Origin of the sequence: Acinetobacter legionensis, from assembly GCF_048551735.1 — a bacterium.
Taxonomy (GTDB): Bacteria; Pseudomonadota; Gammaproteobacteria; order Pseudomonadales; family Moraxellaceae; genus Acinetobacter.
The window spans coordinates 208353-218333 of sequence record NZ_JBIMBV010000005.1; the positions used below are offsets into that span (position 1 = coordinate 208353).

Sequence of the window (9981 nt, forward strand, 5' to 3'; positions counted from 1 at the left end):
AAAAGTATAATTTGCTTTTTTGGACTTTTTTGTTCGATTAGACCGAACAGTCTTGTCGATAAAACGTCCATTGTTATCGACTGTGGTATGACTTAATTTTTAATTGTGTCATGAGGACGATTGAGGAAATAGGATGAATACATATACAACAAAATTCGGAAGTATAGATAGTTTCGAAAAAGGTTCAATTGAAATGATTCAAGGCAAACCATCACATTATGTATTTTCTAATGTGTTTGAAGTTGCGAGTCTAGCGGAGCCTTATGAAAAAACGGTTGTAGGGATTAATCAAAAATATGTGATCGAATCAATTCGTGCAGAAGGTACTTCAGAGTGGTTCTGTTGCGCACATGATGAATTTGTCATTTCAATGGATTGTGAGGTTCGTGTTGAATTTTTAAAACTGGAACAAGCAATAGATACTTCAATCGAAGGGACTCAGGCTGCAGGTGAGCAACCGAAAGGTAAACCCATGGGTTATGTGGTGCTAAAAAAAGGCCATCAAGCCATTCTGCCTGTCGGCACAGCCTATCGTTTTAATAGTCAAAAGCCAGCAACACTGATTTTACACACAATTAAAGGACCACTTTCTGTCGAGAAATGGTCAGAAATTTGTTTGAAGTAATAGGAGATTAGGGATGAACTCTGCACAAAATACATTTGCAAGTGAGCAAGTTGAAATCATTGGGAAAAATGAAACTACAGGGTATATCACATTTAAACTTGGCAATTTCCTGCTTAGCCGTGATGAGTATTTTGCCAAGATTACATGGACTGCAAAAGGGAGTGAGCACTCACACTTAATGTCTGTCGATGCATTTTTAAGAGCAGTTATGCGTGATGTTGCGTGGGGGTTCTTCTACGGTTGGGTTAACTTCGATCATGTGATTGGAACTCAAAATCACTACGGTAGTGTGGATATGTATGCTGGTACATTTAATGGTGTACTCAATGCTGCTGGTGTGGACTACGTTGAAAATTTTGAAACACCAAAAATCATGGCAACATTTAAAGCCATTTTACATGATTGGGTAAATGCAGGCTTTGATCCATTTGCAGCACCGGAAGAAACTGGTAGCGCGTTCGGTCGAAAAAATGGTGAAAATATTGAAGCGATTGATCGTTATCGTATTGCAACCAAGCGCATGCCAGGTATGACAGGAGATTCGCCATTACGTGATGATTTACCAGTCAATCGCCAGTTTGCAGATGTAGATCAAGACGAGCCTTTAGTGCATTGTGAGCCTGGATTTGAAGGTGAACTCAGCGCATTTAATTTGTTTAAATATATGTCTCGTTCAGATGTGACGTGGAATCCGTCAGTGACTTCAGTTTGTAAGGCGAGCTTATTCTGTCCAACCACAGAAGAATATATTTTACCGATTTTCCATGGCAATGACCGTGTGGAATGGTTTATGCAAATTTCTGATGAAATTACATGGGATATTGCTGATAAAAATGATGGAAAACCTTTTGCACGTATTCTCATGAAAGCAGGTGATATCTGTGCAATGCCTGCCAATATTCGTCATCAAGGCTATTCAACAAAACGTTCGATGCTTTTAGTTTGGGAAAATGCAACACCTGATTTACCAGAAAAATATGCATCTGGTGAGTTACCACCTTATCCAGTGTCATTCTAAGCACATGTTCTCGGGCTAAGTTGAACAGTGAAGTAGATTTAGCCCTATTCAAAAGGTTTTTAAATATGAATACGCAATTACGTGTTGATGGGACAGTTGTACCTGAACAAAAGGTATTGGATCTGATGAAAGTAAATACACAACTTTTTATCAATGGTGAATTTGTTCCTGCCAAAAATGGTGGAACGATTGATGTACTCAATCCAGCAACAGGTGAAGTAATTACCAAAATTGCTGCAGCAGAAGCAGAAGATGTGGATGTTGCAGTGCAAGCCGCACAAAAAGCTTTTCCTGCATGGGCGGAAACACCAGCAGCAGAACGCGGTCGTTTATTATTGAGATTGGCTGATTTGATTGAAGAAAATTCAGAAGAATTGGCTCAGCTTGAATCTTTGGATACTGGGCATCCAATCAAGGATTCACGCCGTTTAGATGTACCGCGTACAGCAGCATGTTTCCGTTATTTTGGTGGTATTGCCGACAAGATTGAAGGCAATGTGATTCCCGTTGAACAAGGTTTTTTAAACTATACCACACGTGAGCCGATTGGCGTGGTTGGTCAAATTGTGCCATGGAACTTCCCACTGATGTTTACCAGTTGGAAACTTGGTCCAGCACTTGCAGCAGGTAATGTTGTGGTGATGAAGCCTTCAGAAGTTACACCATTATCCACCCTCAAAATCGCTGAATTGATTAAAAAAGCTGGCTTTCCTGATGGAGTGGTGAATATTGTTCCAGGTTATGGCCATACCGCAGGTCAACGCTTAGCTGATCATCCTGATATTGGAAAAATCTCTTTTACAGGATCAACACAAACAGGGCGCGGTATTGTCAATGCCTCTTCAGGCAACTTGAAACGTGTACAGCTTGAACTGGGTGGTAAAGGGGCAAATATTGTTTTTGAAGATGCCAATCTTGATGCCGCTGTAAATGGTGCGGCTTGGGCAATTTTCCATAATCAGGGACAAGCATGTATTGCGGGTTCGCGTTTGGTATTACATGAAGAAATTGCAGATCAATTTTTAGAGAAGTTCGTTGCTTTAGCACAATCTATTCGTTTAGGTGATCCTTTAGATCCGAATACAGAAATGGGGCCTTTAACATCAGAATTACATCGTGACAAAGTTTTGGCATACGCCAAAATTGCAGTGGAGCAAGGTGGGAAAATTTTGCTCGGTGGTACTGCGCCGCAAGATGCTCGTTTGAAAAATGGATATTTCGTCATGCCGACTATCGTTGAAGCAAAAGTAGATGATCGTGTTGCGCAAGAAGAAGTTTTCGGTCCTTTTGTTACTGTTATTCGTTTTAAGGATGATGCCGAAGCATTGCAAATCGCCAATGGGACTGAATACGGCTTGGGAAGTGGTTTATGGACAAATAATCTACAACGTGCACATTTATTTGCTAAGAAAATCAAAGCTGGCATGTGCTGGATCAATAGCTATAAACGTGTCAATCCAGGTAGCCCATTTGGTGGTGTAGGCAAGTCAGGTTATGGGCGTGAAATGGGCTTTGAGGCGATCCATGACTATACCGAAGTTAAATCAGTATGGGTCAATGTTGATGCCATAATACCGCCGCACTTTCAACGAGGGGAATGAAATGCAAAATTTTCATTATAAAGCACTCCCAATCAATGTTTATTTTGGCAATGCAGAATCGCAAAAGACCAAAAGTATTTTAGTGGATAATGGCTTTTCTTCAGTTCTGGTGATTACAACACCAGAACAAGAAGAAACAGGCTCAATGATGGCAAAGCAGTTGGGTGAATTGGCTGTGGGTGTTTACCCACATGCAGTGATGCATGTTCCGACCGGTGTTGCTGATGAAGCGATTCAGTTTGCAACTAAACACAATATTGACTGTTGTTTAGCTTTAGGCGGTGGTTCGACGATTGGACTTGCTAAGGCGATTGCATTAAAAACTGGAATTCCAATTGTCGCTATTCCAACGACTTATGCAGGTAGTGAGATGACCACAGTCTATGGTTTGACTGAAAATAATCTCAAAAAAACAGGTAAAGATATCAAAGTACTTCCTAAAGTCGTGATTTATGACCCTGAATTAAGCCTGACTTTACCTGCTGGTATTTCCGCAAGTTCAGGAATGAATGCAATGGCACATGCGGTTGAAGCACTGTATGCACAGGATAAAAATCCGATTATTAGCATGATGGCAATTGAGTCGATTAAGTCACTTAGTCAGGCTTTGCCAAAAATTGTGAAAAACTCTCAAGATATCGAAGCGCGTAAGCAAGCTACTTATGGTGCTTGGCTTGCAGGGATGTGTTTAGGTTCAGTTGGCATGGCAATTCATCACAAACTTTGTCATACCTTGGGTGGAACTTATAGTCTACCCCATGCACAGGCACATGCTATTACTTTGGCATATTCAGCACATTATAACCGCAATGCAGATATCCAAGCCATGGATCAACTTGCTCAGGCACTCGGTGGGCAAAGTCATGAGCAAGTTGGACAACTGATTTATAAACTTAATCAACAACTGGGTATTCCATTGGCTTTGAAAGATATTGGGTTGCCAGAAGACGGTCCAAGCGAAGTGGCTCGCATTACCTGTGAAAGCCCATATTACAATCCGAGAAGTTATGAAAGAGATGAATTGGAAACACTTCTCCAAAGGGCTTATCTCGGTTTAGAGCCGAGATAATTTGCTTGATCAAAAAGGGAGTTTTGATATGCATGACGTCACGATGAGTGCAATAAATAGTTTTGAACAGATTCAAAATCCACGTTCTAAAATGTTAATCCAAAAATTAGTTAAAGCGATTCATCAATATATCAATGAGGTGGAATTAACCCAATCAGAGTGGGAAGTGGCAATAGATTTCTTGACGCGAACAGGGCAACTTTGTCATGACCAGCGTCAAGAATATATTTTACTTTCAGATGTACTTGGCGTATCTATGTTGGTGGATGAAATTAACCATAGCAAAAATCTAGCACAAACACCGAGTACTGTTTTTGGCCCATTTTTTATTGCCAATATGCCGATCCGCAACTATGCAGAAAGTATTATTGAGGAAAATATTGGTGATGAAATTCCCCTGTTAGTTAAAGGGAAAATTTTAAATCAGCAGGGTGAAGTAATCGTGGGTGCCAAAATAGAAGTATGGCAAACAGCAGAAAATGGCATGTATTCGGGGCAAGATCCTCTGCAAACAATCTCCAACTTACGTGGTGCATTTATCAGTCAGATGCAGGGTGAATATGCATTTAAATCTATTTTACCAGTCAGTTATCAGATTCCTTCTGATGGAACAGTAGGTGAACTTTTAAATTATTCCAAACGTCATTTTTGGCGGCCTGCACATATTCATTTCATGATCACAGCTGAAGGGTATCAACCTTTAGTCACTCACTTATTTATTCAGGATGATGAATATTTGAATACTGATGCCGTATTTGGCGTCAAAGATCGGTTAATTGTTGGTTTTCAGCAACAGTGTTCCAGCGTGGGAGATCAGACTCAATTTACCTTCAATCAAAACTATAACTTAATCGAATATGACTTTGTTCTCAGTCAAGGGGAATGATGATGTCGATACGAATCAAGCTTTGTGAGGTCGGTGATTTTTCAGACCAACAGGTCTTAAAAGTCAATCATCCGTTAAAAATAGACAAAAGCATTGTGATTATTCGCAAAGATGGGAAGTTTTACAGCTATGAAAATGTTTGCCCTCATTTTTTAGTACAGCTTGATTACCGTTCAGGGAAATTTTCAATTTACCAAAATCAAGTGATTATGTGCGCACACCATTCAGCACTTTTTGATATAGAAACAGGTTTATGTATCGATGGACCATGCAAAGGTCAAAGTTTAATTAAAGTTGAAAATGAACAAATTAATCAAGATCTCTATTTTAAATAATTGTTCTGAATTCGTGAACACTGAAGTTGATCAAAGATGATTTTTTAAGCGATGGAACTAGATTAATTTAGACATGTTTAGGATGACATTTATTTTAACTAAATTAAGGAAAATTCGATGGTTATGAAGAAACTTATACTCGCATTATTTATACCGACAATACTTGTTTCGTCTTTGGCGTTTGCAGCTGACATTAAAAAGCCCAATGTTTTGGTGATTGTGGCTGACGATCTTGGGTTTTCTGATACAGAACCTTTTGGTGGTGAGATTTCTACCCCGAATATTAAAAAATTGGCTAAAGAAGGTGCTATTTTAACTAATTTTCATACGGGTCCTACTTGCTCAGTGACACGTTCAATGTTGTTGACAGGTAACGATAGTCACCAAGCTGGCTTTGGTACGATGGCAGAATATTTACAACCAGAACAGAAAGGTAAATCAGGTTATGAAGGTCGTTTGAATAATCGTGTTATTACCCTAGCTGAAATTTTAAAAACGCAGGGATATGTATCATTCGTTACAGGTAAATGGCATTTGGGTGCAACGGAAGATAGCCATGCAAAAGCGCGTGGCTTCGATCGCTCATTTACACTCATGCCAGGAGGTGCTGCACATATGGATGCTAGCCAAATGTTCCCTGGAAATTATAAAGCACGATATTTTGAAGATGGTCAGGAGGCAACTTTACCAAAAGAATTTTATTCAAGTGACTTCTTTACCAGTAAAATGATTTCCTATATGGAAAATGACCGTAAAAAAGGTCAACCATTCTTTGGATATTTGGCTTTTACTGCACCACACTGGCCTTTACAAGCACCAGATCAATATTTAAAGAAATATGATGGATACTACAAAGATGGCTATGAAAAAATTCGTCAAACACGCTTAGAGCGTATGATCAAATTAGGCATTATGCCAAAAGGAACCAAGGTTAATAACCCGTTGGCAGATGCATTCCCAGCTTGGGATAAGTTAACCGAGGTACAGAAAAAAGATCAAGTGAAGACCATGCAAATTTATGCAGCGATGATTGATAACATGGATCACAATATTGGTCGTGTGATTGATTATCTCAAACGTAGTGGTGAACTTGATAATACTTTGATTTTATTTATGTCTGATAATGGTGCAGAGTCTGCCACACCAGAATCATTAGGCACCACTGAAGACAAAAATGGTATTCGTGAATGGGTAGATACCACATTTGATAACAGCCCAGAAAATATGGGTAAAAAAGGTTCTTATGTAACACTTGGGCCTCAATGGGCGCAGGTTGCATCAACGCCACTGCCTTATTTCAAAAGTATTTTGTCAAATGGTGGAATTCATGTTCCAGCCATTATTCGCTATCCAAGCGAAATTAAATCTGGACAGATTCAACCTGAAACGATTCATGTGATCGACTTTGTCCCAACAATACTTGAGCTGACAGGTGCTCAAAGACCTGAAAGTTATAAAGGTAACCCATTATTAAAAATGGAAGGTCGTTCATTCTTATCTGCATTTAAGGGAAGAGCATTACCAGAACGTGCATTAGGGTGGGAATTTAATACACGCAGAGCTTTGTATAAGGGCGATTGGGCTGTTCAATATCAAGCACCACCTTATGGCACTGGTGAATGGGAACTTTATAATCGAAAAATTGATCCATCATTCTTGAAGAATTTGTCATCTCAAAATCCAACAAAATTGCAAGAGTTAGCAAAAGATTGGGCGGATTACGCACAGCGTGTTGGTGTGGTGGAGGCTCCTGTTCGTTATAAATATGGTCAAATGAACTGCTTCTACGATAAGTGTATTCAACCTGAGTTCTTAAAAAAATTATCTAAGCAATAACCCATATAGAAACCAAAAGTAGTTTTTTATTGAATCAAGGTACGAGCTTATCAATGTTGATTGATCTTCTACTGGTGATGGGCTCATCTTGTATTCACTAGAAAATATCATTTTGCTGGTTGTCTAAGAGATGTTGGCATGAAGAGTTTTCATAGTGTAGTGCTGTTGGGGTGTATTTTTCTAGCAGCCTGTGGTGCTCCTCCAAAGCAGGAACACGTAAAAACTTCACCGAAGTTATGAAGTTTAGCTCAATGTAAACAAAATTTGGGACTTCCTCATGATTGGCGAAAAGACCCTCAGGCAGGTATGGTCAAAATTCATGGTGGAACGTTCAATATTGGGAACAATAAAAGCTACCCAGAAGAGCAAGCACTTTATAAAAGTGAGCGTACAGTCAGTGACTTCTGGATCGATGCGACAGAAGTTACTAATGCACAGTTTCAAAGTTTTGTAAACGAAACAGGTTATGTGACTGAAGCGGAAAAGCAGGGTGAAGCAGCTGTATTTTATCAACCGACACAGCCAGTATCAGAATTGGCATGGTGGAGTTTAGTCAAAGGAGCAAACTGGAAGCAGCCTTGGGGAGAAAATGTCGAACGGAAAACTCAGGCAAATGAACCTGTCCGAATGATTACACTGAAAGATGCGTTAGCTTATGCAAACTGGTTAGGTCGAGATTTACCAACTGAAGAGCAATGGGAATATGCAGCTAAAGGTTTTAGTAAAGTACATGATACTCATGCCGATAGCGAACATGTTGATGCAAATGTTTGGCAAGGAGAGTTTCCATATCAAAATGAAAATAAAGATGGATTCACTGACGTTGCCCCAGTAGGGTGCTTCAAGGCCAATGGATTTGGTTTATTCGACATGATTGGAAATGTATGGGAATACACAAATAGTCCATTCAAAGGCACACATGATGATCACATGGGCATGCAACAGCTCAATACAGATCAAGCTCAAACATTTAATCGTTACACGATCAAAGGAGGATCATTTCTTTGTGCAGCGAATTATTGTCAGCGCTATCGAGCTTCTGCCCGGCACCCGCAAGAAATTGACTTGGCTATCAGCCATGTCGGTTTTAGGACGATTAAAAATATTAAATAATTTAATGGATTAGATATGAATAAAAATATAATTGCAGTGCCATTGTTTACAGCAATGGTGGCAGTGGTGAACTGCACCTATGCAAAAGAGATCAACGTTGATGTAACACTAAAAAACCTATATGCCGATCGGAATTTTGATGACTCAGCCAAACCCTCAGTAGGAAGCTGGAGTCAAAGTGTTATTGCACGTGGTAATACTCAATATGCATTATCAGATGACACAAAGTTGCTTTTTACTGGATCGGTACAATATGCGAAACGTTTAAGTGATGATAAGCATTTAAATGACATGATTTTACCTTTTGATGTAAATACACAAAAACAGGCTTCAAGCTATAATAAAGTAGCTGGGTCAATGGGTGTACAGCATAAAAATCACAAAGTCACTTGGGGAGAACAATGGGTAGATACGCCACTGGCGACTACAGATTATAGTCGGCAACTGATCACTATTTATCAAGGTCTATTATATTCTGGTCAATTGAATGAACAGTTAAATGTGGATATTGGCTATTTAGATAAATATTCACCACGAAATGAAGAAGATTTTAGAAAAATTTCTGTCAACAAAAAAGAATCTGATGGATTGGCTTATATTGATTTAAAGCACAAAGCTTTCGATAATAAATTACAGACTCAGATTTTTGTGAGTGAATTAGAAGATTTATATAATCAATACTCTATAGGACTGAACTATAAAAATAGTATTGAACAATTTAGATTCAATACTAAATTTAGATATTATTATACAGAAGAAACAGGTGTTGAACTTCTTGGTGATATTGATAACCAATATATTGGGCTACTTCACGAGATTAGTTACGGGCCAAATACTATTGGTTTGGGCATCCAAAAAATTGAAGGAGATAGTAATTTTCCAATGTTAGATGGTGCCGTTCCTGTCCTCAGTTATATTAACTGGACACAAGGTACATTCAATAAGGCAAATGAACTTTCATATCATGTTACCTTTAATCATGATGCAAGTTGGGCATTACCAGGTTTAAATCTTTTACTCCGTTATGTAGAAGGCCAAAACTATATGATCAATGGTCAAAAAGGATTTGATGAAAGTGAATTTGATATCATTATGAATTATCGTATGAATGAAGGACGATTTAAAGGACTTGGTTTTCAGTGGCTAAACTTAAATTATAAAAATGATCTTAAAGGTGATTACATTGAGAATAGATTCTTTACCACTTATACGATGAATTTTTAAAGATTTTAGAATCAAGAGGGGATTTTTCCCCCTTTGATTTATTTTATAGGCGTCGGTTGATAAGCAAAAAGAACAACACTATCTTTGGTTTTTTTCCATATCGACAGTGTGCGATTTTTTAATTTAACAGGTTTACCTTGTAAAAGCAGTTCAGCTTCAAATATTGCAAAAGTTAAAAGGGCGAATTCAAACATGAGGTGCGACAGTTTGAAAAGTCTTATGATAATCAACAAGCTGAGCAAATTTCTCTAATGGTGTAAGCCAATCTAACGCT

Annotated in this window: 9 protein-coding genes and 1 pseudogene; 9 read left to right on the forward strand and 1 reads right to left on the reverse strand. The window is 38.6% G+C overall.

Annotation, left to right across the window (positions count from 1 at the left end):
- Positions 1-133 precede the first annotated feature (133 nt).
- The 9 genes and pseudogenes from ACG9ZL_RS06645 (at position 134) to ACG9ZL_RS06685 (ending at position 9707) form a co-directional block, all read left to right on the forward strand.
- Complete coding sequence (locus tag ACG9ZL_RS06645) at positions 134-625, forward strand: cupin domain-containing protein (RefSeq protein WP_419359491.1); 492 nt, start codon at positions 134-136, stop codon at positions 623-625.
- Positions 626-638: 13 nt separating this feature from the next.
- Positions 639-1643: a hydroxyquinol 1,2-dioxygenase gene (locus ACG9ZL_RS06650; protein ID WP_419359492.1), complete on the forward strand. Its 1005-nt coding sequence runs from the start codon at positions 639-641 to the stop codon at positions 1641-1643.
- Between the two features lie 65 nt (positions 1644-1708).
- Complete coding sequence (locus ACG9ZL_RS06655; RefSeq protein ID WP_419359493.1) at positions 1709-3244, forward strand: aldehyde dehydrogenase family protein; 1536 nt, start codon at positions 1709-1711, stop codon at positions 3242-3244.
- A gap of 1 nt (position 3245) precedes the next feature.
- Complete coding sequence (locus ACG9ZL_RS06660; RefSeq protein ID WP_419359495.1) at positions 3246-4313, forward strand: maleylacetate reductase; 1068 nt, start codon at positions 3246-3248, stop codon at positions 4311-4313.
- A gap of 28 nt (positions 4314-4341) precedes the next feature.
- Complete coding sequence (locus ACG9ZL_RS06665) at positions 4342-5199, forward strand: dioxygenase family protein (protein WP_419359497.1); 858 nt, start codon at positions 4342-4344, stop codon at positions 5197-5199.
- A gap of 2 nt (positions 5200-5201) precedes the next feature.
- Complete coding sequence (locus ACG9ZL_RS06670) at positions 5202-5534, forward strand: Rieske (2Fe-2S) protein (protein ID WP_419359499.1); 333 nt, start codon at positions 5202-5204, stop codon at positions 5532-5534.
- A gap of 117 nt (positions 5535-5651) precedes the next feature.
- Positions 5652-7370, forward strand: coding sequence for an arylsulfatase (locus ACG9ZL_RS06675; RefSeq protein ID WP_004724850.1), 1719 nt, complete (start codon positions 5652-5654; stop codon positions 7368-7370).
- Positions 7371-7508: 138 nt separating this feature from the next.
- Positions 7509-8483, forward strand: a pseudogene (locus tag ACG9ZL_RS06680) (formylglycine-generating enzyme family protein).
- 15 nt (positions 8484-8498) lie between these two features.
- Entirely contained in the window at positions 8499-9707 is a 1209-nt protein-coding gene (locus tag ACG9ZL_RS06685) for an OprD family outer membrane porin (RefSeq protein ID WP_419359502.1), read from the forward strand.
- A 38-nt stretch (positions 9708-9745) separates the two neighbouring features.
- Here ACG9ZL_RS06685 and ACG9ZL_RS06690 read toward each other — a convergent pair whose 3' ends face one another.
- On the reverse strand, positions 9746-9901 hold the full coding sequence (locus ACG9ZL_RS06690) for a hypothetical protein (RefSeq protein ID WP_419359504.1): 156 nt from the start codon (positions 9899-9901) through the stop codon (positions 9746-9748).
- Between the last annotated feature and the right edge of the window lie 80 nt (positions 9902-9981).

Bases quoted from the DNA above. Each gene is read 5' to 3' on its own strand.
- ACG9ZL_RS06665 (WP_419359497.1), top strand. From the start codon at position 4,342: ATGCATGACGTCACGATGAGTGCAATAAATAGTTTTGAACAGATTCAA.
- ACG9ZL_RS06655 (WP_419359493.1), top strand. From the start codon at position 1,709: ATGAATACGCAATTACGTGTTGATGGGACAGTTGTACCTGAACAAAAG.
- ACG9ZL_RS06675 (WP_004724850.1), top strand. From the start codon at position 5,652: ATGGTTATGAAGAAACTTATACTCGCATTATTTATACCGACAATACTT.
- ACG9ZL_RS06690 (WP_419359504.1), bottom strand. From the start codon at position 9,901: ATGTTTGAATTCGCCCTTTTAACTTTTGCAATATTTGAAGCTGAACTG.
- ACG9ZL_RS06650 (WP_419359492.1), top strand. From the start codon at position 639: ATGAACTCTGCACAAAATACATTTGCAAGTGAGCAAGTTGAAATCATT.
- ACG9ZL_RS06685 (WP_419359502.1), top strand. From the start codon at position 8,499: ATGAATAAAAATATAATTGCAGTGCCATTGTTTACAGCAATGGTGGCA.
- ACG9ZL_RS06670 (WP_419359499.1), top strand. From the start codon at position 5,202: ATGTCGATACGAATCAAGCTTTGTGAGGTCGGTGATTTTTCAGACCAA.
- ACG9ZL_RS06660 (WP_419359495.1), top strand. From the start codon at position 3,246: ATGCAAAATTTTCATTATAAAGCACTCCCAATCAATGTTTATTTTGGC.
- ACG9ZL_RS06645 (WP_419359491.1), top strand. From the start codon at position 134: ATGAATACATATACAACAAAATTCGGAAGTATAGATAGTTTCGAAAAA.